The 22554-nt window shown below is 67.1% G+C and carries 25 protein-coding genes and 1 pseudogene; 13 read left to right on the top strand and 13 right to left on the bottom strand.

Going from position 1 to position 22554, the window contains the following annotated elements; genetic code table 11:
- Positions 1–147 precede the first annotated feature (147 nt).
- On the top strand, positions 148–1377 hold the full coding sequence (locus EIK80_RS23070; protein WP_125159354.1) for a PLP-dependent aminotransferase family protein: 1230 nt from the start codon (positions 148–150) through the stop codon (positions 1375–1377).
- Positions 1378–1436: 59 nt separating this feature from the next.
- Here EIK80_RS23070 and EIK80_RS23065 read toward each other — a convergent pair whose 3' ends face one another.
- On the bottom strand, positions 1437–2753 hold the full coding sequence (locus EIK80_RS23065) for a D-alanyl-D-alanine carboxypeptidase family protein (protein WP_125159353.1): 1317 nt from the start codon (positions 2751–2753) through the stop codon (positions 1437–1439).
- 321 nt (positions 2754–3074) lie between these two features.
- On the opposite strand from EIK80_RS23065, the gene EIK80_RS23060 reads away from it, so the two are divergent.
- The 4 genes from EIK80_RS23060 to EIK80_RS23045 all read left to right on the top strand — a co-directional run bounded on the left by EIK80_RS23060 (position 3075) and on the right by EIK80_RS23045 (position 6042).
- Positions 3075–3509, top strand: a complete 435-nt coding sequence (locus EIK80_RS23060) for a phasin family protein (protein ID WP_125159352.1) — start codon at positions 3075–3077, stop codon at positions 3507–3509.
- 129 nt (positions 3510–3638) lie between these two features.
- The gene (locus tag EIK80_RS23055) at positions 3639–4100 is read left to right on the top strand and encodes a RidA family protein (protein ID WP_125159351.1); all 462 of its coding nucleotides are present in this window, start codon (positions 3639–3641) and stop codon (positions 4098–4100) included.
- Complete coding sequence (locus EIK80_RS23050; RefSeq protein WP_125159350.1) at positions 4100–4873, top strand: glycerophosphodiester phosphodiesterase; 774 nt, start codon at positions 4100–4102, stop codon at positions 4871–4873. Before EIK80_RS23055 ends, EIK80_RS23050 begins: the two co-directional genes overlap by 1 nt.
- Positions 4870–6042 (top strand): GNAT family N-acetyltransferase, encoded by a 1173-nt coding sequence (locus tag EIK80_RS23045; RefSeq protein ID WP_125159349.1) that lies wholly within the window; start codon positions 4870–4872, stop codon positions 6040–6042. Before EIK80_RS23050 ends, EIK80_RS23045 begins: the two co-directional genes overlap by 4 nt.
- Positions 6043–6115: 73 nt before the next feature.
- On the opposite strand, the gene EIK80_RS23040 is transcribed toward EIK80_RS23045, so the two are convergent.
- Both EIK80_RS23040 and EIK80_RS23035 read right to left on the bottom strand, forming a co-directional pair.
- Positions 6116–6604 carry a pyridoxamine 5'-phosphate oxidase family protein gene (locus EIK80_RS23040; RefSeq protein ID WP_125159348.1) on the bottom strand — a complete coding sequence of 163 codons (489 nt, stop codon included), beginning with the start codon at positions 6602–6604 and terminating at the stop codon, positions 6116–6118.
- A 62-nt stretch (positions 6605–6666) separates the two neighbouring features.
- Positions 6667–7248, bottom strand: coding sequence for a DUF4287 domain-containing protein (locus EIK80_RS23035; protein WP_125159347.1), 582 nt, complete (start codon positions 7246–7248; stop codon positions 6667–6669).
- A 54-nt stretch (positions 7249–7302) separates the two neighbouring features.
- On the opposite strand from EIK80_RS23035, the gene EIK80_RS23030 reads away from it, so the two are divergent.
- Positions 7303–7737 carry an HIT family protein gene (locus EIK80_RS23030; protein ID WP_125159346.1) on the top strand — a complete coding sequence of 145 codons (435 nt, stop codon included), beginning with the start codon at positions 7303–7305 and terminating at the stop codon, positions 7735–7737.
- A gap of 90 nt (positions 7738–7827) precedes the next feature.
- Positions 7828–8271 carry a BLUF domain-containing protein gene (locus tag EIK80_RS23025; protein WP_125159345.1) on the top strand — a complete coding sequence of 148 codons (444 nt, stop codon included), beginning with the start codon at positions 7828–7830 and terminating at the stop codon, positions 8269–8271.
- 90 nt (positions 8272–8361) lie between these two features.
- Here the strand turns inward: EIK80_RS23025 and clpA are convergent, their stop codons facing one another.
- The 6 genes and pseudogenes from clpA to EIK80_RS22995 all read right to left on the bottom strand — a co-directional run bounded on the left by clpA (position 8362) and on the right by EIK80_RS22995 (position 14162).
- Positions 8362–10692 (bottom strand): ATP-dependent Clp protease ATP-binding subunit ClpA, encoded by a 2331-nt coding sequence (gene clpA, locus EIK80_RS23020; RefSeq protein ID WP_125159344.1) that lies wholly within the window; start codon positions 10690–10692, stop codon positions 8362–8364.
- A 10-nt stretch (positions 10693–10702) separates the two neighbouring features.
- Complete coding sequence (clpS, locus tag EIK80_RS23015) at positions 10703–11032, bottom strand: ATP-dependent Clp protease adapter ClpS (protein ID WP_013079900.1); 330 nt, start codon at positions 11030–11032, stop codon at positions 10703–10705.
- A 26-nt stretch (positions 11033–11058) separates the two neighbouring features.
- Positions 11059–11196 (bottom strand): annotated as a pseudogene (locus EIK80_RS23010) (hypothetical protein); the annotation flags it as partial.
- Positions 11197–11360: 164 nt separating this feature from the next.
- The gene (locus EIK80_RS23005; RefSeq protein ID WP_125159343.1) at positions 11361–12617 is read right to left on the bottom strand and encodes a DNA polymerase IV; all 1257 of its coding nucleotides are present in this window, start codon (positions 12615–12617) and stop codon (positions 11361–11363) included.
- Positions 12618–12627: 10 nt separating this feature from the next.
- A complete protein-coding gene (locus EIK80_RS23000) occupies positions 12628–13518 on the bottom strand; it encodes an ROK family protein (RefSeq protein ID WP_125159342.1) in 891 nt (296 codons plus the stop codon).
- Complete coding sequence (locus EIK80_RS22995) at positions 13515–14162, bottom strand: hypothetical protein (RefSeq protein ID WP_125159341.1); 648 nt, start codon at positions 14160–14162, stop codon at positions 13515–13517. The genes EIK80_RS23000 and EIK80_RS22995 overlap by 4 nt, the downstream gene beginning before the upstream one ends.
- A gap of 115 nt (positions 14163–14277) precedes the next feature.
- On the opposite strand from EIK80_RS22995, the gene divK reads away from it, so the two are divergent.
- The 4 genes from divK (at position 14278) to EIK80_RS22975 (ending at position 17905) form a co-directional block, all read left to right on the top strand.
- A complete protein-coding gene (gene divK / locus EIK80_RS22990; RefSeq protein WP_125159340.1) occupies positions 14278–14658 on the top strand; it encodes a cell-cycle response regulator DivK in 381 nt (126 codons plus the stop codon).
- Complete coding sequence (locus tag EIK80_RS22985) at positions 14655–16019, top strand: PleD family two-component system response regulator (protein ID WP_125159339.1); 1365 nt, start codon at positions 14655–14657, stop codon at positions 16017–16019. The genes divK and EIK80_RS22985 overlap by 4 nt, the downstream gene beginning before the upstream one ends.
- A 105-nt stretch (positions 16020–16124) precedes the next feature.
- Positions 16125–17510, top strand: a complete 1386-nt coding sequence (locus EIK80_RS22980) for a glycoside hydrolase family 28 protein (protein WP_125159338.1) — start codon at positions 16125–16127, stop codon at positions 17508–17510.
- A 152-nt stretch (positions 17511–17662) separates the two neighbouring features.
- Positions 17663–17905: a hypothetical protein gene (locus tag EIK80_RS22975; protein ID WP_125159337.1), complete on the top strand. Its 243-nt coding sequence runs from the start codon at positions 17663–17665 to the stop codon at positions 17903–17905.
- 94 nt (positions 17906–17999) lie between these two features.
- Here the strand turns inward: EIK80_RS22975 and rpmG are convergent, their stop codons facing one another.
- The 3 genes from rpmG to EIK80_RS22960 form a co-directional block, all read right to left on the bottom strand.
- Complete coding sequence (gene rpmG, locus EIK80_RS22970; RefSeq protein WP_010920317.1) at positions 18000–18167, bottom strand: 50S ribosomal protein L33; 168 nt, start codon at positions 18165–18167, stop codon at positions 18000–18002.
- An 81-nt stretch (positions 18168–18248) separates the two neighbouring features.
- The gene (locus EIK80_RS22965; protein ID WP_125159336.1) at positions 18249–18716 is read right to left on the bottom strand and encodes a DUF6265 family protein; all 468 of its coding nucleotides are present in this window, start codon (positions 18714–18716) and stop codon (positions 18249–18251) included.
- 21 nt (positions 18717–18737) lie between these two features.
- Positions 18738–19466, bottom strand: a complete 729-nt coding sequence (locus EIK80_RS22960; protein ID WP_125159335.1) for an NUDIX hydrolase — start codon at positions 19464–19466, stop codon at positions 18738–18740.
- 122 nt (positions 19467–19588) lie between these two features.
- Between EIK80_RS22960 and EIK80_RS22955 the strand changes: the two genes are divergently transcribed.
- Together EIK80_RS22955 and EIK80_RS22950 are read left to right on the top strand one after the other, a co-directional pair.
- On the top strand, positions 19589–20887 hold the full coding sequence (locus EIK80_RS22955) for an amidohydrolase (protein ID WP_125159334.1): 1299 nt from the start codon (positions 19589–19591) through the stop codon (positions 20885–20887).
- Positions 20888–20989: 102 nt separating this feature from the next.
- A complete protein-coding gene (locus tag EIK80_RS22950; protein WP_125159333.1) occupies positions 20990–21448 on the top strand; it encodes an ion channel in 459 nt (152 codons plus the stop codon).
- On the opposite strand, the gene EIK80_RS22945 is transcribed toward EIK80_RS22950, so the two are convergent.
- Positions 21381–22541, bottom strand: a complete 1161-nt coding sequence (locus EIK80_RS22945) for a pyridoxal phosphate-dependent aminotransferase (protein WP_125159332.1) — start codon at positions 22539–22541, stop codon at positions 21381–21383. The genes EIK80_RS22950 and EIK80_RS22945 overlap by 68 nt on opposite strands.
- Positions 22542–22554 lie beyond the last annotated feature (13 nt).

The following is a 22554-nucleotide window of genomic DNA, read 5'->3' as shown; positions in this document are numbered from 1 at the left end:
TCGCGAACGCTTCTGGCGCCGTCGCCCACTCTTCTACTGCAAGAAGGGCGGCCAGACCTGCTCGGTATGACGCTCTGACCTTCATTCAGAGCAGGCCGCCGCGCGCGGCTAAAAAGCGTCATTTCAGTTTCGGACCTTGATCCTCCCATGACTATCCAAACCTCCCCTTCGGCCATCGATTGGGCCGGGCGTTTCAGCGCGCGCATGGACCGCGTCCACGCCAGCGAGATCCGCGAGCTTCTCAAGCTGCTGGACCAGCCCGACATCCTGTCGTTCGCCGGCGGCATCCCCGATCCCAGCCTGTTCCCCGCCGAGCGGATCCAGGCCGAGTACGAAGCCGTGCTGGCCGATCCGGTCCTGTCCAGCCAGGCGCTGCAGTACTCCGTCAGCGAGGGCTATCTGCCGCTGCGCGAGTGGATCGCCGAACGCATGACGCGCGACGGCATGCCCTGCGCGCCGCATAACATCATGCTGACCGCCGGCTCGCAGCAGGCGCTGGACCTGATCGGCAAGCTGTTCATCAGCCCCGGTGACACGGTGGTGGTGGCCCGGCCGACCTATCTGGGCGCGCTGCAGGCCTTCAACGGCTACCAGCCGACCTATCGCGACCTGCCGGAGGCGGCGTTGAGAGGCGAGGAGACCGACCTGCCGCGCGGCGCGCTGGGCTATTTCGTCCCCGACTTCGCCAACCCGACCGGCGTCAGCCTGACCCTGGCCGAGCGCGAGACCCTGCTGGATCTGGCCCGGTCGCTGGACATGACCCTGATCGAGGACGCGGCCTATCGCGAACTGCGCTTCGCCGGCGAGCCGACCCCGACGCTCCTGTCGCTCGATATCGCCCGCTCTGGCGGAATCGACAATGCGCGCACCCTGTTCCTGGGCACCCTGTCCAAGACCCTGTCGCCGGCTCTGCGCATCGGCTGGGTCTGCGGGCCCAAGCCGGTCATCGAGAAGCTGGTTCTGCTGAAGCAGGGCGCGGACCTGCACGTCTCGACGATCAACCAGATGGTCGCCCATCGCGCGGTCTCGGAAGGCTATGACCAGCACCTGCATCGCCTGCGCGGCGCCTATGGCGCCAAGGGGCGCGTGATGCTGGCCGCCCTGGAACGGACCATGCCCAAGGGCGTGACCTGGTCGCATCCGGAAGGCGGCATGTTCGTGTGGATCAACCTGCCGGAAGGGATCGACGGCGCGGCCCTGCTGGCGCGGGCCATCGCGGAGGAGCGCGTGGCCTTCGTGCCCGGCGCGCCGTTCTTCGCCGAGGTGAAGACCGCCAACGCCATCCGCCTCAGCTATTCGCTGCCGACCGACGCCCAGATCGAGGAAGGCGTGGGACGGCTGGCGCGACTGATCTCAAGAGTGATGGCCGAGGCCTAGAAAAGGAAAACCCCGGAGGTCGCCCTCCGGGGTTTGTTGTTTCAGCGGTGGAGGTCTGCTCAGCGCGGCGACAGCACCATGCAGGGCATCCGCTTGGCCTTCAGGGCCGAGCAGACCTCGCGGGCGGCGTCCGAGGTCAGGCCCTGGAACTGGGCGCGGAACGCGCCGCCGGCCGCGCCCTCGACGGCGCCCTCGGCGTCGGCGACCATCTTGGCGAAGCGGCCGCGGACCAGCTTCAGCTGGTCGTTGGCCAGCGACTTGGACTTGAAGGCGCCGACCTGCACGCCCCATTCGCCTTTCGGCTTCTTGGCGGCTTTCGGCTTGGCGGCCTCCTGGGCGCCGCGCAGGGTGGGGGAGACCTTCACCGGGCCCGGGTTGCGCGGGTTCTCGGTCAGGACGATCCGCAGCCCGGCCTGGTCGCCGTCACCCTGTTCGGTCGACGGACGCTCGATCGGGCCCGAGGGCTCTTCCTCGTAGATGTTGGCGGCGATGCTGGTGCGTTCGCCGCGCGACCGGCGCTTCATGACGTCGAAGCCGGTCAGCAGCAGGTCTTCCATGTTGTTGTCGCGCCAGGCGGTCGAGGGGCCGCCCAGGACCACGGCGATCAGGCGGCGGCCGTCGCGCACGGCCGAGCCGGCGAGGTTGAAGCCCGAGGCGTTGGTGTAGCCGGTCTTCAGGCCGTCGAAGCCGTCCATGCTGTCCAGCAGCCGGTTGTGGCCCTTGATGTAGTTGCCCCGGAAGTAGAAGCCCTTCACCGAGAAGTAGCTGTAGTACTGCGGGAAGTCGCGCATGGTGGCGCGGGACAGGATGGCCAGGTCGCGAGCGGTCGAGATCTGACGGCTGTCGGGCAGGCCCGACGCGTTGACGAAGCGGCTGTTGCGCATGCCCAGTTCCTGACCGCGCAGGGTCATCAGGGCGGCGAATCGCGACTCGCTGCCGGCGAGTCGTTCGGCCATGGCCACGGCGACGTCGTTGGCCGACTTGACGGTCATGGCCTTGATGGCCTCGTCGACCGAAAGGCTGTCGCCCGGCGAAAGGCCGATCTTGGTCGGAGCCTGGGCGGCCGCGCGGGGCGACATGACGACCCGGTCCGTCAGCTTCAGGCGGCCTTCGCTCAGCGCCTCGAAGGTCAGGTACAGGGTCATCACCTTGGTGACCGAGGCGGGGTAGCGAGGGCTGTCGGCCCTTTTGTCGTAAAGGACTTCGCCCGAATTCGCGTCGATCACGATCGCCGCGTACTTCGGCTCCTGAGCGTTCAGCTGCAGATAGGGTATGGCCGCCGAGGCCGGGGTCGGGGCGACCGCGCCGAACAGGCACGAGAGCGCCAGGCCGGCGACGGCGAACAGTGAACGGGCGGCGGTAAGCTTGGCGAACATGAAGCGACGTCCGTCATTTGAACTGGGAGGCGGTTTCGCACCGCCACACGCGTGACCAGTAGCATGACGGAAGCCGCCTTTCGCTAAAGTAAACAACTGGTGAGCGATCTTGCCGCATGCGCGAAAATATCAGGCGCGCGGCGCCAATGCTGCAGCTTGGTCGTCCATGACGCTACGTCATGGTGCGCTGCACAAAATCATTGACTGCTGCACTGCAACATGAGAGAACCGCGGTGTTCCAAGCGCAGATGGGCGAGTTGCAGCTCGTTCATTCGCCCCGCCCGATCTTCTCGCCTCAGTTCCCTCCCCAGGAGAATTCCCATGGCCGCCGCCGAAACCGTCAAGAACACCGTCGAACAATTCAGCACCGCCTCGAACCAAGCGTTCAAGGACGGCGTCGAGAAGTCGCTGGCCGCCCTGGCCGAAGCCAACACTCACTCGAAGAAGAACCTGGAAGCCGTCGTCGCCTCGGTGACCGCCGCCACCAAGGGCGCCGAAGCCCTGGGCGCCCAGACCTTCGCCTACGGCAAGAAGGCCGCCGAGGACCAGGTCGCCGCCGCCAAGTCGCTGGCCGCCGCCAAGAGCGTGCAGGAAGCCGTCGAGCTGCAGACCGCCTGGGCCAAGTCGGCTCTGGAAGCCTACATCGCCCAGGTCAGCAAGGCCTCGGAGATCGTCTCGGCCTCGATCAAGGACTCGGTCAAGCCGCTGAACGAGCGCATGACCGCCGCCGTCGAGAAGTTCCAAGCCGCTCGCTAAGAGCAGCTTTCAGAACGCTGGCGAAAGCACCGCGTTGAAGGGCTCGGACCGGAAGGTCCGGGCCCTTTTTCCTTTTGCGCGCTCACACGGCGCGTTAAGCATGCCCCAACAGTTCATTGGAGCGCGTGCATGTCGAAGGTCGAGGAACGCCTGAAGGCGATTGGGATCGAGCTGCCTCAGCCCGTGGCGCCGGTGGCCAACTACGTGACCTTCGTCCGGACCGGAAACCTCGTTCACATCTCCGGCCAGATCTCGCTGGACGCCGACGGCGGGGTGAAAGGCACGGTCGGGGTCGACGTCGACCTGGAGACCGCCCAGAAGGCGGCTCGCATCTGCGGGATCAACCTGCTGGCCCAGATGAAGGCCGCCTGCGATGGCGACCTGGACCGCGTTGTCCGCGTCGTCAAGCTGGGCGGCTTCGTCCAGGCCGGTCCGGACTTCATCGACATCCCCAAGGTCATCAACGGCTGCTCGGACCTGATGGTCGAGGCGCTGGGCGACGCGGGCCGCCACGCCCGCTCGGCGGTGGGCGTCTATCGTCTGCCCCTCGGCTTCGCGGTCGAGGTCGACGCGGTGGTGGAGATCGCCTGATGCGCTCGCGCGAACGTCCGTCGACCGATGTCTTCGGCGAGGCCTGGGAGCGCCTTTTCGATCCGCCGGTGGCCCATCGCGGCCTGTGGACCCCAGACGGGGCGCCGGAGAACTCCCTGGCCGCCTTCCAGGCCGCCTGCGCGGGCGGCTACGGCATCGAGCTGGACGTCCAGCTGACCGCCGATGGCGAGGCCGTGGTCTTCCACGACGAGCGCCTGGAACGCATGACCGGCCACGAAGGCCGTCTGCGCGACCATACCGCGGCCGAGCTCGGCGCCATGGCCTTGAACGGCACGGACGAGACCATCCCGACCCTGGCCGATACGCTGACCATGATCGGCCACCGCGCCATGGTGTTCATCGAGCTGAAGACGCCCTTCGGCGAGGTCGGGCCGCTGGAGAAGCGGGTTACCGACGTGCTGGTCGACCACAACGGCCCGACCGCCGTGATCGGCTTCAATCCGTACTCCCACGCCTGGTTCGCCGACCACCACCCGCAGATTCTGCGCGGCCTGGACAGCTATGGCTGGAACGACGACAGCGCCCGCAAGCTGGCCCCGGAAATGCGCAAGTCGCTGGCGGCCCTGGAGCAGGTGGAGCTGGCGCGGCCCGATTTCCTGGCCCTGGGCCTGGACATGTTGCCCAGCCCGCGCGCCGACCTATATCGCGCCAAGGGCATGCCGATCGTCGCCTGGACGGTCCGCTCGCCCGACCAGTGGGAAGGCGTGCGCGACCATTGCGACAACCTGATCTTCGAGGGCTTCACGGCGTGAGTTCGGGCCCGGTGGGCGTCCAGTCGGCGGTTCGCGTCCATCGCGAGATCGCCGAGATCGGCAAGGACGCCTGGGACGCCTGCGCGAACCCCACCGGTGATCCGTTCATCAGCTACGACTTCCTGTCGATCCTGGAGGAAAGCGGCTGCGTCGGCGCGCGCGCCGGCTGGGCGCCGCAACACCTCTCGGTTCTGGACGAGAACGACGTCGTCGCTGGCGTCATGCCGCTCTATCTGAAGTCCCACAGTCAGGGCGAATATGTTTTCGACCACGCCTGGGCCGACGCGTACGAGCGGGCAGGCGGCCGGTACTACCCAAAGCTCCAGTGCTCTTCGCCGTTCTCGCCGGTCACCGGCTCGCGGCTCGTCGTGCGGCCAGGGGTCGATGTCGATGAAGGGCGCTCGGCCCTGCTGGGCGGAGCCCTGACCCTGTGCGAGCGGATGGGCGCCTCGTCGCTGCACGTGACCTTCCCTGTGGAGGACGAGTGGGCCTGGATGGGCGAGCGCGGCATGCTGTTGCGTCAGGACCAGCAGTACCATTGGGAAAACCGGGGCTACGCGACCTTCGACGACTTCCTGGCGGCCCTGTCGGCCAATCGCCGCAAGACCATCCGCCGCGAACGCCGCGACGCCCAGGATGGCTTGGAGATCGTGGCCCTGACCGGCGACGACCTGACCGAGGATCACTGGGACGCCTTCTATGGCTTCTACATGGACACGGGATCGAGGAAGTGGGGAAGGCCGTATCTCAACCGCCGCTTCTTCTCGATGCTGCACGCGCGGATGGCCGATAAGGTGCTGCTGATCCTGGCCCGGCGGCCGGGCGGACCGTGGATCGCGGGGGCGCTGAACCTGCTGGGCCGCGACTGTCTCTACGGCCGCCACTGGGGCTGCACCGAGGACGTGCCGTTCCTGCATTTCGAGCTCTGCTACTATCAGGCCATCGAACACGCGATCCGGCTGGGCCTGCCGCGCGTCGAGGCCGGGGCGCAGGGCCAGCACAAGATCGCCCGCGGGTATCTGCCCAGCGCGGTCTATTCGGCCCACTGGATCGCCGACCCGGCCCTGCGCGAGCCGGTGGCGCGCTACCTCGAGCGCGAGCGCGAGGCGGTCGAGAGCGACATCGCCATGCTGACGGAAGAGTATTCGCCGTTCCGGGAAGAGCGATAGCGCGTCCCGCGGCCCGCCATCCCGGACAGCCTCCGCGAGGCTTCCGGAATGACGAGAGCTGTTGGGATGCGGCCTAACTCAGCCGCACTTCACCGACCTTGTCCTTGTAGTCCGTCTTCGGGTCGACCCCGAGCAGCATCTTCACGCCCGCGAACAGGCTGTGTTCGTTCAGCCAGATCTGGGCGTCGCCCGGTTCGAAGCGCAGCAGGCGCAGCTTCGGATCGTCCTTGCCCTCGTACCAGGCCGCGACGAAGGGGTTCCACAGGCGCTCGATGGTGGTGCGGTCGTTGTCGATCCGCAATGACCCGTCGACGGTGGCGAAGACCTCGTGTCCCTTGGAGGCGAAGTGCAGCAGCGCGTCGCGTGTCTGGCCCTCGACAGCCTGGACGAGATCGACGTCGACCGCGCTGAAGATCCAGATCGGGCCCGAATGGTCGCCTTCGATGATCGCGGTCATCGGCTGGGCGCGACCGCCTTCGACGTCGGGCAGGCCCAGCATCACGGTGCGGTCGGACTTCAGCGCCTTCCAGAATTTTTCGGCCAGATCAGCGTCGTTGGACATTGTGGTCTCCTTGTTCGCGAAGACCAACGGCGAGGTCGAGACGCCGTTCCCAGGGTGAAGGTTCAGGACCGCTCCCAGGCGGCCTTCAGCAGCGCCTTGACCGCGTCATCGACCTCGGCGGGCGAGGCCAGCGGAAGCTTGGTTTTCAGGCGTTCGGACCAGCCTTCGTTCCTGGGCTCAAGAGGGCCTGGGGCGTCGTCGGGCGCCACGGCCAGGCCCAGCATCGCCGCGCCGCCCTTCACCGGCTTCAGGGCCGCGAACTGCGCCTTGCGCGACCAGGCCGTGAAGCCCTTGCGCTGCCCCATGACGAGGTCCTGAAAGTCGGCGACGGCGGTCTCGACCGCCTCCAGGATCGCCGTCGAGGCCGGATCGGTCCACAGCGCCGCGCGCAGGCCGTCGGCGTCGTCCCAGCCCATTTCGGACGGAAAGGCGACCGAGAAGATGGCGGCCGCGCGGTTCTGACCGACGCCATAGGTCGCCTTGAGCCAATCGGCGCGGGCGCGGGGCCTGGTCTCCTGACACTCGCGGCGAACGATCTCGACCCACGCGTCCAGGGTCTTGCCGGTCTCGCGCTCCAGGTTGGCCTTGACCGAGGCGAACCACTTCCATTGCTGCTCCGTCAGGCCCCTCGGCTGGGTGTCCATGGTTGCGCGCGTCCCCCGGTTTGCTACGACCAGTCATCCAAACAGGAGACGGTCATGAGCCTCGACGGACGCTACGACGCCGACAACATCTTCGCCAAGATCATCCGCGGCGAGATCCCCAGCGTGAAGCTGTTCGAGGACGAAAAGGTCCTGGCCTTCATGGACGTCTTCCCGCAGTCGCGCGGCCACGCCCTGGTGATCTCCAAGATCAGCCAGGCGCGCAATATCCTCGAGGTCGAACCCGAGGTGCTCAGCGACCTCGCCGCCGCCACCCAGAAGCTGGTGCGCGCCGTGGTCTCGGCCCTGAAGCCGGACGGCGTTGTCGTCACCCAGTTCAACGGCGCCCCGGCCGGACAGACGATCTTCCACCTGCATTTCCACGTCATTCCCCGCTACGAGGGCGAGGCGCTGGGCCGCCACGGCGAGGGCGGCATGGCCAATGTCGAGGACCTGAAGGCCCTGGCGGCGAAGATTTCCGCGGCGCTTTAGGCGGTTTCAAATCCTGGGTCGGGTATCAGCCGAAGGGCGCGCAACGAATTTCGTACGGGCGCCTTGAACTGGATATTCGCGGAGCGCGCCATGACCTCGGACGAGAATGATCGCGGCGGCCTGCACCGGTTGATCTACGCGAGCCGGTTCACCGGACCAGCGCAGGGCTTTGACGAGGTCCTGCGGGCGATCATCGCCAAGTCGATCCAAAGCAACCGTCTGGATGACGTCACCGGCCTGCTGATGGCGGGCGAGGGGCGTTTCCTGCAACTGCTCGAAGGCCCCGCGAAACGGGTGGAGGCGATCTATGACCGGATCGCCGCGGATCCGCGCCACGCGGATCTAGTCCGGATCTATGGCGGCCCCGCCGAACGCCGTCTGTTCCGTGACTGGAACATGGGTCAGCACCGGTTGGGCGCGGCCGATCACGCGTTGCTGGCCGAGGTCGGCCTGAATGGGTTCAATCCTTCGGCTCTTGACGCTCAAGCCGCCGAGACGCTGTTGATCGCCGCCGGCGGCCGCCACCGGCGCTGAGCGCGTCTAAGGACCGGCTTGATGGAGGCATTCTAAACGAAAAAGGGCCCGGATCGCTCCGGGCCCTTCGCTAGGCCTTTCGACTTAAGCCTATTCGACCAGAGCCGGCTCGGCTTCGTCGGTCTTGCTGGCCTTCGGGTCGGGCGCGCCTTCGATTTCGAAGGCGATCTTGCCGTTCTCGAGGACCACCCTGACGTGGCCGCCGCGGACCAGGCGTCCGAACAGGATGTCGTCGGCCAGGGGCTTCTTGATGTGCTCCTGGATGACGCGACCCAGCGGCCGGGCGCCGTAGAGCTCGTCGAAGCCGTTCTTGGCCAGCCAGTCGGCCGCGTCGTCGCTCAGCGAGATCGTCACGTTCCGGTCGGCCAGCTGGGCCTCCATCTGCATGACGAACTTCTGCACGACCTGGCGGATGATCTCCGGCGTCAGCGGCTTGAAGGCCACGACCGCGTCGAGGCGGTTGCGGAATTCCGGCGTGAACAGGCGCTTGAGGGCGGCCTCTTCCTCGCCGACCACCTTGTCGCGACCAAAGCCGATGGACTGGCGTTGGGCGTCCGAGGCGCCCGCATTGGTGGTCATGATCAGGACCACGTTGCGGAAATCGACCTTCTTGCCGTTGGAGTCGGTCAGAACCCCGTGGTCCATGACCTGCAGCAGGATGTTGTAGACGTCCTGGTGAGCCTTCTCGATTTCGTCGAGCAGCACGACCGCGTGCGGGTGCTGATCGACGGCGTCGGTCAGCTGGCCGCCCTGGTCATAGCCGACATAGCCGGGAGGGGCGCCGATCAGGCGGCTCACGGTATGGCGTTCCATGTACTCCGACATGTCGAAGCGGATCATCTCGATGCCCAGGGTCTGGGCCAGCTGCTTGGCGGCTTCGGTCTTGCCGACGCCGGTGGGGCCGCTGAACAGGAACGAGCCGATCGGCTTGTCCGCGTCGCGAAGACCGGCGCGCGCCAGCTTCATGGCCGAGGACAGCTGCAGGATCGCGTCGTCCTGACCGAACACGGCGCGCTTCAGGTCCGTTTCCAGCTCCTTCAGCGCCTCGGTGTCCGACTTGCTGACCGACTTGGGCGGGATACGGGCGATCTTGGCCACGACGGCTTCGATCTCCTTGACGCCCAGGACCTTCTTGCGGCGGCCTTCCGGCAACAGCATCTGGCCAGCGCCCGCCTCGTCGATCACGTCGATCGCCTTGTCGGGCAGCTTGCGGTCGGTGATGTACTTGGCCGACAGCTCGACGGCCACCTTGATGGCGTCGTTCGTGTACTTCAGCTTGTGGAAGTCCTCGTAGTAGCTCTTCAGCCCCTTGAGGATCTTGACGGTGTCGTCCACCGACGGCTCGTTCACGTCGATCTTCTGGAAGCGACGGACCAGGGCCCGATCCTTCTCGAAGTGCTGGCGGAACTCCTTGTAGGTGGTCGAGCCCATGCAGCGCAGGCTGCCCGAGGCCAGGGCCGGCTTCAGCAGGTTGGAGGCGTCCATCGCCCCGCCGCTGGTCGCGCCGGCGCCGATCACGGTGTGGATCTCGTCGATGAACAGCACCGCGTTCGGGTGGTTCTCCAGTTCCTTGACCACCTGCTTGACGCGTTCCTCGAAGTCGCCGCGATAGCGGGTGCCGGCCAGCAGCGCGCCCATGTCGAGCGAGTAGATGGTGGCGCCGGCCAGGACTTCGGGGACCTGGTTGGTGATGATCTTCCGGGCCAGACCTTCGGCGATGGCGGTCTTACCGACGCCGGGATCTCCGACCAGCAGCGGGTTGTTCTTGGTGCGACGGCACAGGATCTGGATCGCGCGTTCCACTTCGTTCGCGCGGCCGATCAGCGGGTCGACCTTGCCCTGGCGGGCCTTTTCGTTGAGGTCGACGCAATAGGCTTCCAGGGCCTCGCCGCCCGTCTTGGCGTTCGGCTTCTCACCGTCGTCCTCGGTCGCGTTCGAGCCGGCGTTGGCGCCCTTGACGTTCTTGGGCTCCGAGGCGCCGGCCTTCTTGGCGATGCCATGGGCGATGAAGTTGACCGCGTCGTACCGCGTCATGTCCTGCTCCTGCAGGAAGTAGGCGGCGTGGCTTTCGCGTTCGGAGAAGATGGCGACCAGGACGTTGGCGCCCGTCACTTCTTCGCGGCCCGACGACTGGACGTGGATCACCGCGCGCTGGATCACGCGCTGGAAGCCGGCGGTCGGCTTGGCGTCCTCGTCGTCGTCGACGACCAGCGAGGCCAGTTCGACGTCGAGATAGTTCGAGAGGCTCTTCTTCAGCGCGGTGAGATCGACATCGCACGCACGCATGACTCCGGCGGCGTCCTCGTCGTCGGTCAGGGAGAGCAGAAGATGCTCCAGCGTCGCGTACTCGTGCTTACGCTGGTTGGCGTAGGCGACGGCGCGATGCAGGGACTCTTCCAGGGGGCGCGAAAAAGAGGGCAATGGGGGCTCCTCAGTCCTTTTCCATGGTGCACTGCAGGGGGTGCTGATGACGTCGCGCCGAGTCGATGACTTGCGCGACCTTGGTCTCTGCGACTTCGTAAGTGTAGACGCCGCACACCCCCACGCCGTTCTGATGGACGTGGAGCATGATGCGCGTGGCGTCTTCACGCGACTTGTTGAAGAACCGTTCGAGCACGTAAACGACGAACTCCATGGGAGTGTAGTCGTCGTTGAGAATCAGAACTCGATATAGCGAAGGCTTCTGCGTCTTCGGCTTCACTTCCGTGACGACCGACGACCCAGCGCCGTTGCTTTGTCCGCCTTGCTTCCGCTCGGCCATCGACTTGTTCTCTCCCGGCGGGCAAATCACCCGCCTGTCTGAATTAGATATGGAAACGCGACGGCTTTGGAAGAGCCCGAGACGCGTCTGCGCCGCTTTAACACAGGGGCGCCTCGGAAAACGGCTTCACGATTGGGAGAGCGAAGGCCGCCAGCGAACGGTTCCCAAAGCGTGGCGGCCGAAAGTGCGAGCGGTTTCGGCGCCTGCCAAGCTTTGATTGTTTAGGGGTTAGAGCCTTCTGCAGGCAAAAGGCTCGGGGGAGAGGCCCAAATGGTTAGCGACAAGCTGTCGCGCAAGAGGGGCGACGACGCGACTCGGGACAACTCGCTCAGCGACTCTTCAGCGCCCGTCCGCTGACCACGGCCGCGGCGCCGAACTTGCCGCGCAGGGCGTCGATGGCGGTTTCGTTCCTCAAGGTGCGACGCTCGTCTTCGGCGAACATGTCCGAGCCGGCGGTCTCGGCGTCGACGAACTCGGTCAGGCCCGCGCCGATCAGGCGATAGGAGAGGCCGGGCTTTTCGGCCGCCAGCAGTTCTCGCGCCACCTGGAACAGGGTGCGGGCCGTCTGGGTCGGCACGGCAAGGGTGCGGCGGCGGGTGTGGATCTTGAAGTCGGGGGTGCGCAGCTTCAGCGTCGCCACGCGGCCGGCCACGCCTTCCTTGCGGGCCTGCTTGGCGACCTTCTCGCACAGCGGCCAGAGCTCGTCTTCCAGCGCGTCGCGCTTGTGCAGGTCGTCGTTGAACGTGGTCTCGGCGCTGATCGTCTTGCGTGACTGGTCGGGATCGACCATGCGGCTGTCCTGGCCGTGGGCCAGGCGGTGCAGGCGCAGGCCGCCCGAGCCCAGCCGATTGGCCAGCAGCTTCAGGTCGGCGGCGGCGATGTCGCCGACGGTCTTCAGGCCGATCTCGGCGAGGCTGGAGACCGTGGCCGGCCCGACGCCGGGCAGGATGCCCACGGGCTTGCCGGCCAGGAACGCTTGCGCCTCGGCCGCCCCGATCGCCGAGAAACCGCGCGGCTTGTCCAGTTCCGACGCGATCTTGGCCAGGAACTTGTTGGGGGCCAGGCCGATCGAGACGGTCAGGCCGATGTCACGTTCGATCTCGGCCTGCAGCCGCGCGAGCATCGCCGCCGGCGTCGCGCCATGCAGGCGCTCGGTGCCCGTCAGGTCGATCCAGGCCTCGTCCAGGGACAGGGGCTGGATCAGCGGCGTCAGCCGATCCAGCTTCTCGTGGATGCGGCGGCTGGCTTCCTTGTACTTGGCGAAGTCCGGCTTGATGACCACGGCGTCGGGGCACAGCTTCAGCGCCTTGAACATCGGCATCGCCGAGCGCGCGCCGCTCATGCGGGCGATATAGCAGGCGGTGGTCACCACCCCCCGCTTGCCCCCGCCGACGATCACCGGCTTGTCGCGCAGGGACGGATCATCGCGCTTTTCCACCGAGGCGTAGAAGGCGTCGCAGTCCAGGTGGGCGATCGAGAGCGTCCCCAGCTCCTCGTGGAAGATCGTCCGCGGCGAGTGGCACGACGGACAACGCGCGGCCTTGGCCTCGCCGGTCCACCCGCAGTCGCGGCACAGGGACTTCATGGGAGCGTCCCTAGGCCTCCAGCGGCCACAGCCAGACCGCGCCGCGCACGCCCGAGCTGTCGCCATGCTCGGCCTTCTTCACCGGCGTCTCGAAGACGTCGGAGAAGACGCGGGGGGCGATGGCGGCCGGCAGGCGCTCATAGAGCGCGTCGACGTTCGACATGCCGCCGCCCAGCACGATGACGTCCGGATCGATGATGTCGCAGATCGCGGCCAGGCCTCGGCCCAGGCGGTCGACATAGCGGTCCAGCGCCGCGGCGGCAGAGGCGTCGCCGGATTCAATGGCGTCCATGGTCTCCTGGCCCGTGGGGAAGCCCGCGTCGCGCGAGAACGCCGGACCCGCGACCCATTTCTCCATACATCCGTTGCGGCCGCACCAGCACTCGGGACCGGGATATTCTTCCGGCCTGGGCCAGGGCAGGGGCATGTGACCCCATTCGCCGCCAATGCCGTTGTGGCCCTCGATGATCTTGCCGTCGACGACCACGCCGCCGCCGCAGCCGGTGCCCAGGATCGCCGCGAACACCACGCGCGCCCCGGCTCCCGCGCCGTCGGCGGCCTCGGAGAGCGCCAGGCAGTTGGCGTCGTTGGCCAGGCGCACCGGACGCGCCAGGCGCTGCTCGAGGTCTTCGCCGAACGGGCGGCCGTTCAGATAGACGCTGTTGGCGTTGCGGATCAGGCCGGTGCGCGGCGAGATCGAGCCGGGGATGCCCAGGCCCAGGCGCGCGCAGGTCGCGCCCGCCATGCATTCGGCGTCGGCCAGCAGCCCGGCCACCACTTCCAGGGCTGCCGCGTAGTCGCCGGGATTGGGTTTTCGCACGCGCGCGACGAACTCGCCGACCTCGCTGAGGGCGGCGACCTCGATCTTGGTGCCGCCGAAATCGACTCCGAACCGGATCATGCGAACAGGCGCTCCTCGATGGCGGCCTTCAGGCGCGGCCACTCGTCAATGCGGACGTGACGGTCGGGCGCGGACGGGGCGAACGGGCGCAGGCGCTCGTCGCTGACCATCTGGAACCGCCCGACGTCGGGCGCTCTCTCCGCCACCGATTCCAGCTGCGGCAAAAGGTCGTCGATGAAGACGGAGCGGCCCGAGGTGCGCCCGGCCAGATCGGCGGCCGCCGGACCCTTGGGGCCGCTGTTGATGATCAGGGGGTAGTCGAAGCCGTGCGTTTTCAGCCACTTGGCTCGCGTCATCCGGCCGTGCTCGGGCGCGTTGGTCAGGATCACCACCTCGGCGCGGGTCGATAGATCGGCCAGCGCGTCCGCCGCGCCGATCGCGGGGGGCAGGTCGTCGGCCCCGTCGCGGAAGAAATCATCGAACAGGGCCTTGCCCGCGATCAGATCGAGGTGTTCCGTCTCGCCAGGGCGGTAAATGTTCTGGAACAGGGCGAAACGATCGACACGCAGTTCGAAGCCATGGCGCGCGATGAAATCGCCGAAGCCGCGCATGAACTGCGCGAGCACCTCGTCGACATCGACGATGACAAGCGGCGCGGTCGGCGTGATGGCGCAGGCCTGGAGGTCGGAGTGACGTTGTTCCATGAGCTTGTGGGTCTTAACGCGATTAGCGCGGGCTTAAGGATATTCGTGGCAACTGGTTCTGGAAGACGGCGCGAATCCCTAGGCGTCGCCACGTGACCGTTTGGTCGGGGTAAGGATGACGAAGAAGGTCCTCATCGTGGAGGATAACGAGCTGAACATGAAGCTCTTTCATGATCTGCTCGAAGCCCAGGGTTACGAGACCCTGCAGACCCGCGAGGGTCTGTCGGCGCTTTCCATTGCCCGCGACAACAAGCCAGACCTGATTCTGATGGACATCCAGCTGCCAGAGATCTCTGGCCTGGAAGTCACCAAGTGGCTTAAGGAAGACGACGAACTGGCGCATATCCCGGTCGTGGCCGTCACGGCCTTCGCCATGAAGGGCGACGAAGAGCGCATCCGCGAGGGCGGCTGCGAGGCCTATATCTCCAAGCCGATCTCGGTGGTCCATTTCCTGGACACCATCAAGCGGCTGCTGGACAAGGTCCCCGTCGCATGACGGCCCGGATCCTCGTCGTCGACGACATCGAAGCCAATGTCCGTCTGCTCGAGGCCAAACTGACGGCGGAATACTACGAGGTCTCGACCGCGATGGACGGGCCGACGGCCTTGACCATGGCCGCCCGCGACCTGCCCGACATCATCCTGCTGGACGTGATGATGCCCGGCATGGACGGTTTCACTGTCTGCCGCAAACTCAAGGAAGACCTCGCCACCCGCCACATTCCGGTGGTGCTGATCACGGCTCTCGACGGCCGGGCCGATCGCATCCAGGGCCTGGAATCGGGCGCCTCGGACTTCCTCACCAAGCCCATAGACGACGTCATGCTGTTCGCCCGCGTGCGCAGCCTGACCCGTTTCAAGATGGTGATCGACGAACTGCGCCAGCGCGAGGCCTCGGGCCGCCGCATGGGCGTGATCGCCGGCGCCGCCGCGCGCCTGGATGGTCTGGGCGGCCGGGTGCTGATCGTCGACGACAACGAACGCCAGGCCGCCCGCATCGCCGCCGAACTGGGCGTCGAGCACCGCCCGGTGATCGAGAGCGATCCCGAAAAGGCCAAGATCAGCGCCGGCGGCCCTGTCGATCTGGTGATCGTCAACGCCGCGGCCAGGAGCTTCGACGGCCTGCGCTTCACCGCCGCCCTGCGGTCGGAAGACCGTTCGCGCCAACTGCCCGTCCTGGCCATGGTCGATCCCGACGACCGCAACCGCATGGTCAAGGCGCTGGAAATCGGCGTCAACGACATCCTGCCGCGCCCCGTGGATCCGCAGGAGCTGTCGGCCCGCGTCAAGACGCAGATCCAGCGCAAGCGCTACACGGACTATCTGCGCAACAATCTCGACCACTCGCTGGAGCTGGCCGTCACCGACCAACTGACGGGCCTGCACAATCGCCGCTACATGACCGGCCAGCTCGACTCGCTGGTCAGGCGCGCGGCGATGGGCGGCGAGCCGGTCTCGGCCCTGCTGATCGACATCGATTTCTTCAAGAAGATCAACGACACCTTCGGCCATGACATCGGCGACGAGGTGCTGCGCGAGTTCGCCCTGCGCCTGGCCTCGAACGTTCGCGCCATCGACCTGCCGTGCCGCTTCGGCGGCGAGGAGTTCGTGGTGGTCATGCCCGACACCCAGCTCGCCGACGCGCTGCGCATCGCCGAGCGGATCCGCAACCATGTGGCCGGCTCGCCCTTCAAGGTGGGACCGACCAAGGAGCAGCTGACGGTGACCATCTCGGTCGGCGTCTCGGCCACGCTCGGCGCCGACGACACCCCCGAGGCTCTGCTGAAGCGGGCCGACCAGGGCGTCTACCAGGCCAAGGCCTCGGGCCGGAACGCCGTGGTCGGCAAGGCCGCATAGGCCTTTTCACGTCACGACATTTATGGATTGGCGGGCGCGGGGCGCTCGTCGCATCCTGCCCCAAAGAAACCGGTGTCATAAGCCGATCTCGGGGAGCGCCCATCCATGTCCGCAAATCGCCGCGCCGTGCTGGCGCTCGCTGGCCTTTCGACCCTGGTCGCCGCGACCCCCGCGGGCGCGGGCGCGGCCAAAAGCTCGCTCCCCGTTAAGCCCACCCTGCGGATCGACCCGCGCGAGCTCGGCGCGGCCGGCGACGGCCTCGCCAAGGACACCCACGCCATCCAGCTGGCCCTCGACCGCTGCGCCGTGTTCGGCGGCGGCGAGGTGGTGCTCGCGGGAGGGACCTTCCTGACGGGCGCCATCCGTATCGGCGCCAACACCATCCTGCGGATCGAGGAGGGGGCGACCCTGCTGGGGTCGCCGGACCTGGCGGACTATCCGATCGTCCAGGTGCGTTGGGAGGGGCGCTGGGTTCCCGGCTATATCGGTCTTGTCTGGGCGCAGGGGGCGCGGAACATCGTCATCACCGGCAAGGGCGCGATCGTCGCGGCCGAGGCGATCAAGGGACGCGTTCAGAAGGAGACTGGCCTGCGTCATCCCGCCTTGCTGGAATTCGTCGATGTCCAGGGTCTGGTCGTGGCCGATCTCAAGACGCAGCAGAACGACATGTGGTCCATTCACCCGGTCTATTGCGACGATGTCGTCTTCCACAACTTGGTGGTGAATGGCCGCGCCGATGGCATCGACGTCGACTCCTGCCGCCGCGTGGTGATCGACCGCTGCGACTTCGACACGGTCGACGACTGCATATCGCTGAAGTCCGGCCGGGGCATGGAGGGCAGTCTGATCGCCCGCCCGACCGAGGACGTCGTCATCACCGACTGCACGTTCAAGGACCATCGCTGGGCCTGCATCGGCATTGGCAGCGAGACCTCCGGGGGCATCCGGCGCGTGCGGGTCGAGCGCTGCAGGATGCTCTCGGCCTACACCTTCGCCGTCTACATCAAGAGCCGGCCGGGGCGCGGGGCGTTCATCGAGGACATCGTCATGCGCGACCTCGAGGTCTCCGGCGCCCGCGACGGCTTCCTGCGGCTAAACTTCCTGGACAGCGGCAAGCAGGATCCGTTCCCGGTCGCGGGCTTCGACGGCATTCCGACGGTGCGCGACATCACCTTCGAGCGGATCAAGGTCGCCGACGTCCCGGTGCTGGTGGAGGCGGTGAACATCCATCCCGACAAGCCCCTGGACGGCTTTACGCTGAAGGACATCACGGGCTCGGCGGGCCGGGGGATCGCCCTGGTCAACATGAAGAACGTCACCCTGAAGGGCGTCGATGTCGCGATCGCCGAAGGTCCGAAGCTGGCGATCAACAGTGTCATCGGTCGCGGCCTGGAGGGCGCCGCGCCGCTGAGCCCGACCGCGCGCCCGGCGGATGTCATGGCCGCCGAGCCGCCATACCGGCTGGGCATGACCAGCGGCAAGCCGAACTAGCGCTCTGAAGGGCATGGGCGCGACGACTTCCATGTCCCGAGGAAGGCCCACTTTCCAGGCGTCTTGGCTAACGGCGGTTAGGGCGCTTTTTTAGGGCTCTGGATAGGACTGTCACGCACCCTCGCCATACATCCTATGCGGGAGGCGTGGCGATGAAGTCTAGAGCGCGTGCGAGCAGGCGCCCATTCCCGGGCGCCTGGCTGGTCCTGGGTCTGCTGACCTGCGTGGCCCTGTTCCGGATGGGCGCCCAGGCCAGCGATCATCTGTCGGGCGGACTATCCACCGCCGCGATGCTGGGCGCGTTCGTCGCCATCTGCGTCGGGCCGGTGCTGCTGGCCGTGACGGTGGTCTGGGGAAGCTTCGCGTTCTTCCGCTGGCTCTGGATCGGGCGCTGAGCCTGGGTCCTCTCCAGGATGCGAGGCACCCAGAATCAAAAACGCCCGGCCATCGCTAGCCGGGCGTCTTGATGTCGTAGCGCGTAAGGCGATCCTACTTGATCTTGCCTTCGCGGAATTCGACGTGCTTGCGGATGACCGGGTCGTACTTCTTCAGCACCATCTTTTCGGTCTTGGTGCGGGCGTTCTTCTTGGTGACGTAGAAGAAGCCGGTGTCCGCCGTCGAGTTCAGGCGGATCTTGATGGAAGCCGGTTTGGCCATGGTCGAATCCCTGCGGTGGTCGCGCAGGTTCCCGCGCGTTGGAAATAGGAGGCGCGGAACATACTCATCGGTGACTCAAAGTCAATTGCCGGCGGCGCAGCGCGTGTAGGGAAAGTCCGCCGATCGCGCCTGACCGCCGACGGAACCCTCGATCCGGGCCACCAGGGTGTCCTTGTCAACCAGGCGATAGAGAATCCGCTGCGGAAAGTCGTGCTCCGGCGCCTCGAAGGTGACGGCGTTCTCGCCGATCTCCCGCATCGGAAACGCCGCCTCGGCCTGGCCGGAGGGAATCGCCACGTACTGCAGCTTGCCGTCGGCGGCGGGCAGGATGCGCATAAACTCGAATTCGCGCAGCTTGCCATCGCGAACGCTGCGGCTCATGCCGATCATCGCGCCGCCCGCGGGGGCCAGCCACTGTTCCTCGATCTTCGTGCCATTGGGCCGGGTCAGGGTCCAGCAACCGGCGATGAAGCCGAGCTTGTCGATCTCGCCCGGAGGCGGGGCCGGCGGCGTGGCGGCCAGGGCCATGGCGAACAGTGTGGCGAGCATGCGCTTCCTCCAGGAAGTCCGCTAGAGGTGCGTCAGGTGACGCTTACCGTTCAGAAAGCGCATGAACGGGGCCGGCCGTCCAGTGTCGGCGAGACGCTGGCCGATCTCGTGGACCACGAAGCGGGTGATATTGGGCAGGTCCAGCGCCATCGCCTCCTGGAAGTCGACCCAGGCGATCTCGTCCAGCTCGCCGCAGTCGGGGCGGCGGTCGAGGCTGAGCAGCGCCTCGGCCGGGGCCATGAAGAAACGGGCGTCGAAACGGCGCGGGCGATAGGGCGGGGTGATGGCGCGCGCGACAAAGGACAGCGGCGCCAGGTCGGGCAGGGCGCCCTGGGCCAGGAACGGCCGCCAGGGCCCCGCGCCGGGCCGTACAGGGGCTTGGCGGGCCAGCAGCAGGCCTGTCTCCTCGAACGTCTCCCGCACCGCCGCCAGGGCCAGGGCGCGGGCCAGGCGGGCGGGCCTGGGGTGACGGGGTTCCTGCTCCAGACGCGCGGCGACCTCGGGCGCGAGCTCGCTGGCGCTGGGGGCGTCGTAGTCGGTCCGGTCGACCCGGCCGCCGGGGAACACCCACTTGTCGGGCATGAAGGCGTGGCCGCCGTTGCGCCGGCCCATCAGCAGGCGCGGTTGCGGACCGTCGGTGCGGACGATGATCACGGTGGCCGCGTGCTTGGGCGTCAGCGCCGCGCCGGTCTCGCGCACGGCGCCGTCGTGGATCGTGTCGAATTTCGCGTCGATCGGCGGCAGGCTCATGCGCTCAAGTTAGTCCGATCCGCGCGGCTGCATAGAGCGCCCCGACGTCAAGCCCGCGGGCGCTTGACCCCGCGCCGCGACGCGTCCCAAGCTCGCGCCGCTTTTCGGGAAGGGGTCTTGTGATGTTCGGACGGGTTTCTGCGCTGGCGCTGGTCGCGGGCATGGCTTTCGGCGCGCCGGCGATGGCGGCGCCGTCCACCGCCAAGATCGAGGCGGCGGCCAAGGCGGTCCAGCCCAAGGTCATCGCCTGGCGGCGCGACATCCATGAGCATCCGGAGCTGGGTAACCAGGAGGTCCGCACCTCGGCCCTGATCGCCAAGGAGCTGAAGGCCCTGGGCTTCGAGGTTCGCGAGAACGTCGGCAAGACCGGCGTGGTCGGCATCCTGAAGGGCGGCAAGCCCGGCAAGGTCGTGGCCCTGCGCGCCGACATGGACGCCCTGCCGGTCGAGGAGAAGACCGGTCTGGCGTTCGCCTCCAAGGCCACGGCGACCTGGGAGGGCAGGACCGTGCCGGTCATGCACGCCTGCGGCCACGACACCCACGTGGCCATGCTGCTGGGGACCGCCACGGTGCTGGCCGGCATGAAGGCCGACATCAAGGGCACGGTGGTCCTGATCTTCCAGCCCGCCGAGGAAGGCCCGCAGGCCGGCGAGGAGGGCGGCGCCAAGCTCATGATCCGCGACGGGGCGCTGGACAAGCCCAAGGTCGACGCGATCTTCGGCGTCCATATCGGTCCGGGGGACGCCAGCCAGCTGAACTATCGCCCCGAGGGTTTCTACGCCTCGTCCGACCGCCTGACGATCACGGTCAAGGGCAAGCAGACCCACGGCGCGCGGCCCTGGGCGGGCGTCGACATGGCCAGCGTCGCGGCCGACATCATTCAGGCGACGAACCAGATCGCCGCCCGTCAGGTCGATGTCGGCGCCTCGCCCTCGGTGGTGACGATCGCCGTCATCAACATGGGCATGCGCCAGAACATCATTCCCGAGGACCTGAAGATGGAGGGGACCATGCGGACCTTCTCCACCGCCCGCCACGACGACCTGGTCGCCAAGATGCAGAAGGCCGTCGCCGCCATCGGCGACCGCTATGGCGCCAAGGCCGAGGCGGTGTTCAGCCAGCCCTATCCGGTGACCTACAACGATCCGGCGCTTTCGGCCTGGGTCAAGGCCAGCCTGGAGAAGGCCTCGCCCGGCAAGGTCGACGACAAGGCCGCCTTGGTGACGGGCGCCGAGGACTTCTCGATGTACGCCGAGAAGGTCCCGGCGGTGTTCGTGCAACTGGGCGGACGCAAGGCCGACGTGCCGGCGGCGACCGCGCCGGCCAACCACTCGCCCTATTTCGACGTCGACGAGGCGGTGTTCGAGACCGGCGTGAAGGCCGAGGTCTTCATGGCGCTGGACTATCTGGAGCGGAAATAGCCTGACGTCGGCGCCCCATCGGCGCCCGATCGACAGCAAATTTGAGCCGGATTGACGCGGTCAGAAGTATTTCCCGACTTCCTGGCCCTCGAGGGAAAGACCATGGCCGAGCTCTACGCCTTCGCGCTGTCCCTGGCGTTGATCTTCGCCGCGGTCATGATCCACTATCAGGCGCTGCGCTTGCTGTCCGTCGGTCAGGCCTCGCCGCGGCTGTCGCGCCAGCTGAAGATCCTGCTGGTGATCTTCGGCCTGATCATCGCCCATGTTCTGGAGGCGGGATTGTTCGCGGGCGGCTACTGGGTCGGCGATCACGTCCTGGACTTGGGCGCGTTCGTGGGCGTTTCGGCGATGACCGCCAGCCAGCTGTTCTTCTTCTCGATCGAGACCTTCACCACCCAGGGGGTCGGCGACGTCTATCCCGTCGGCGCGCTGCGGCTGGTCGCCAGCCTGGAGCCCCTGGCCGGCCTGATCCTGATCGGCTGGTCGGGCTCCTTCACCTTCCTGGCGATGGGCCTGGACTGGCGTCTCGGGCAGCGAACCAAGGAGCCATCCGAGCAATAGCCTCCTCGACCTCGGCCGTGGAGACCGCGAAGCTGAAGCGAATGAAGCGATTGCCCTCGACCGGATCGAAGTCGACGCCCGGCGCCGTCGCCACGCCGGTGTCGCGCAGCAACTGTTGGCAGAAGCCCAAGGAGTCGTCGGTCAGGTGGCCGATGTCGGCCCAGATGTAGAAGGCGCCGTCCGGCGGGGCGATCTTGCGCAGGCCAAAGGCGGGAAGGGCGTCCAGCATCAGCTGGCGGTTCCGCCGATAGACGTCGATATGGGCTTCCAGCTCGTCGATGCAGTCCATGGCGGCCAGGCCCGCGTGCTGGCTCAGCGACGGCGCGGTCAGGAACAGGTTGCCGACATAGGCGCGGGCGCGCTCCAGGTCCTGGCCCTTCGGCGTCAGCAGCCAGCCCAGCCGCCAGCCGGCCATGCTGAAATACTTGCTGAAGCTGTTGACGATCAGGGCGTCGGGGGCGAACTCCAGCATCGAGGGCGTGCGGCCGGTGTAGCTGAGGCCGTGATAGATCTCGTCGCTGATGATGCGGATGCCGCGCTCGGCGCAGACCTTGGCGATGGCTTCCAGCTCCTCGGGCGCAATGATCGTGCCGGTCGGGTTGGCCGGGCTGGCGACGATGACGCCGGCCGGGGCGGGGTCCAGTTCCGCCAGGTGCTTGGCCGTCAGCTGGAAGCGATCCTCCGGCCCGCAGGCGATCTCGATGGGCGTGAGGTGCAGGGCCTTGAGGCTGTTGCGATAGGCGACATAGCCGGGGCGGGCCAGGGCGATGCGGTCGCCGGGCTCGAACACGCTGGACAGCGCCAGCACCAGGGCCGGCGAGGCCCCGCAGGTCAGCACGATCCGCTCGGGCTCGACGTGGACGCCATAGAGGGTCTGGTAGCGCTCGGCGATCCGCTGGCGCAGCAGGGGGCTTTCCCAATAGCCCATGGCCTCGGCGTCGAGAATGTCGTGGGCCTTGGCGATCGCCTTGCTCGGCGCGCCCGTCGAGGGCTGGCCGAACTCCATGTGGATGATCGAGGCGCCCTCGGTCTTCAACTGGTGAGCCAGGCGGCTGATGGCGATGGCGTGGAAGGGTTCGATCTGCGCGCGCATGGCTCTGCTTAGC

The sequence above is a fragment of the Caulobacter sp. 602-1 genome (assembly GCF_003931565.1).
Classification (GTDB): Bacteria; Pseudomonadota; Alphaproteobacteria; order Caulobacterales; family Caulobacteraceae; genus Caulobacter.
The sequence above is the reverse complement of the archived record's forward strand: the minus strand, read 5'-3'. Positions and strand labels throughout refer to the sequence as shown.

Excerpts from the sequence above, each read along its gene's own strand:
- EIK80_RS23070 (WP_125159354.1), top strand. The coding sequence starts at position 148 with ATGACTATCCAAACCTCCCCTTCGGCCATCGATTGGGCCGGGCGTTTC.
- EIK80_RS23065 (WP_125159353.1), bottom strand. The coding sequence starts at position 2,753 with ATGTTCGCCAAGCTTACCGCCGCCCGTTCACTGTTCGCCGTCGCCGGC.
- EIK80_RS23060 (WP_125159352.1), top strand. The coding sequence starts at position 3,075 with ATGGCCGCCGCCGAAACCGTCAAGAACACCGTCGAACAATTCAGCACC.
- EIK80_RS23055 (WP_125159351.1), top strand. The coding sequence starts at position 3,639 with ATGTCGAAGGTCGAGGAACGCCTGAAGGCGATTGGGATCGAGCTGCCT.
- EIK80_RS23050 (WP_125159350.1), top strand. The coding sequence starts at position 4,100 with ATGCGCTCGCGCGAACGTCCGTCGACCGATGTCTTCGGCGAGGCCTGG.
- EIK80_RS23040 (WP_125159348.1), bottom strand. The coding sequence starts at position 6,604 with ATGTCCAACGACGCTGATCTGGCCGAAAAATTCTGGAAGGCGCTGAAG.
- EIK80_RS23035 (WP_125159347.1), bottom strand. The coding sequence starts at position 7,248 with ATGGACACCCAGCCGAGGGGCCTGACGGAGCAGCAATGGAAGTGGTTC.
- EIK80_RS23030 (WP_125159346.1), top strand. The coding sequence starts at position 7,303 with ATGAGCCTCGACGGACGCTACGACGCCGACAACATCTTCGCCAAGATC.
- EIK80_RS23025 (WP_125159345.1), top strand. The coding sequence starts at position 7,828 with ATGACCTCGGACGAGAATGATCGCGGCGGCCTGCACCGGTTGATCTAC.
- clpS (WP_013079900.1), bottom strand. The coding sequence starts at position 11,032 with ATGGCCGAGCGGAAGCAAGGCGGACAAAGCAACGGCGCTGGGTCGTCG.
- EIK80_RS23005 (WP_125159343.1), bottom strand. The coding sequence starts at position 12,617 with ATGAAGTCCCTGTGCCGCGACTGCGGGTGGACCGGCGAGGCCAAGGCC.
- EIK80_RS23000 (WP_125159342.1), bottom strand. The coding sequence starts at position 13,518 with ATGATCCGGTTCGGAGTCGATTTCGGCGGCACCAAGATCGAGGTCGCC.
- EIK80_RS22995 (WP_125159341.1), bottom strand. The coding sequence starts at position 14,162 with ATGGAACAACGTCACTCCGACCTCCAGGCCTGCGCCATCACGCCGACC.
- divK (WP_125159340.1), top strand. The coding sequence starts at position 14,278 with ATGACGAAGAAGGTCCTCATCGTGGAGGATAACGAGCTGAACATGAAG.
- EIK80_RS22985 (WP_125159339.1), top strand. The coding sequence starts at position 14,655 with ATGACGGCCCGGATCCTCGTCGTCGACGACATCGAAGCCAATGTCCGT.
- EIK80_RS22980 (WP_125159338.1), top strand. The coding sequence starts at position 16,125 with ATGTCCGCAAATCGCCGCGCCGTGCTGGCGCTCGCTGGCCTTTCGACC.
- EIK80_RS22975 (WP_125159337.1), top strand. The coding sequence starts at position 17,663 with ATGAAGTCTAGAGCGCGTGCGAGCAGGCGCCCATTCCCGGGCGCCTGG.
- rpmG (WP_010920317.1), bottom strand. The coding sequence starts at position 18,167 with ATGGCCAAACCGGCTTCCATCAAGATCCGCCTGAACTCGACGGCGGAC.
- EIK80_RS22965 (WP_125159336.1), bottom strand. The coding sequence starts at position 18,716 with ATGCTCGCCACACTGTTCGCCATGGCCCTGGCCGCCACGCCGCCGGCC.
- EIK80_RS22960 (WP_125159335.1), bottom strand. The coding sequence starts at position 19,466 with ATGAGCCTGCCGCCGATCGACGCGAAATTCGACACGATCCACGACGGC.
- EIK80_RS22955 (WP_125159334.1), top strand. The coding sequence starts at position 19,589 with ATGTTCGGACGGGTTTCTGCGCTGGCGCTGGTCGCGGGCATGGCTTTC.
- EIK80_RS22950 (WP_125159333.1), top strand. The coding sequence starts at position 20,990 with ATGGCCGAGCTCTACGCCTTCGCGCTGTCCCTGGCGTTGATCTTCGCC.
- EIK80_RS22945 (WP_125159332.1), bottom strand. The coding sequence starts at position 22,541 with ATGCGCGCGCAGATCGAACCCTTCCACGCCATCGCCATCAGCCGCCTG.